Source organism: Photorhabdus sp. S10-54, from assembly GCF_963878145.1.
Lineage (GTDB): Bacteria > Pseudomonadota > Gammaproteobacteria > Enterobacterales > Enterobacteriaceae > Photorhabdus > Photorhabdus kayaii.
Genome location: NZ_CAWNXG010000161.1, coordinates 1 through 700, shown reverse-complemented (window position 1 = coordinate 700; position 700 = coordinate 1). Strand labels below are relative to the sequence as shown.

Genomic DNA, 700 nt, shown 5'->3' with positions numbered 1-700 from the left:
AGATAACCAGTCAGCATGAATTTTATTCACATCCCAGTACGAAGTAATATCACTCATTTCACTGGCTCCCCGGTTTGCTGGCTCGTCACCGTTGAACTGCCTGATTCCACGCCGGATACTTTATGCGTATGCCGATTATACGATTCACGTAACTGTTTCATTGTTGACGTATTACTGTTGCAGTTATCGACGATATCACCAGTAACTTTTAAAATTGGCGTATTACAGAGCACACTCTCGCTTGCATTAATTGTCACTTGAGTGGCGTTATTTACTGTTACCGGCTGGCCCCTGGCTTCAATAGTGATCCCGGATTCAGTCAGCAGGATATGCAAGCCCCACTGGTTATAAAGTACTGTTTCACCGGGATTTAAATTCTTATGCCGGTATTTTTTATTGTTGCTTGCAATCACTACAGCACTTGATCGGTCTCCCCCCAAGTAACCAATCACAACGTCAGTTCCCGCGGGCAATGCAGACGAGAAGCCAAATTCAGCCATTCTCGCCGTGTTATCTCGGACCTCAATCGGCGTCTGATACTGGACAACTTGAATGTTTCCGCTATCGCGTGATGTCTTAATTTTGCCAAGCCCTAACATCATCTCAACCCGTCGAGATAACTTTCTGATTGCATCATTCATCATCTGATCGTCTCTCTCAAAATTGCGTAAAACTCATACGGTTGTACGGCAAAAGCAGC

Annotated in this window: 1 protein-coding gene; it reads right to left on the bottom strand. The window is 44.9% G+C overall.

Going from position 1 to position 700, the window contains the following annotated elements:
• Window positions 1-53: 53 nt before the first annotated feature.
• On the bottom strand, window positions 54-641 hold the full coding sequence (locus tag AACQ83_RS24300) for a phage baseplate assembly protein domain-containing protein (RefSeq protein ID WP_112879935.1): 588 nt from the start codon (window positions 639-641) through the stop codon (window positions 54-56).
• Window positions 642-700 lie beyond the last annotated feature (59 nt).

Excerpts from the sequence above, each read along its gene's own strand:
- AACQ83_RS24300 (WP_112879935.1), bottom strand. The coding sequence starts at position 641 with ATGAATGATGCAATCAGAAAGTTATCTCGACGGGTTGAGATGATGTTA.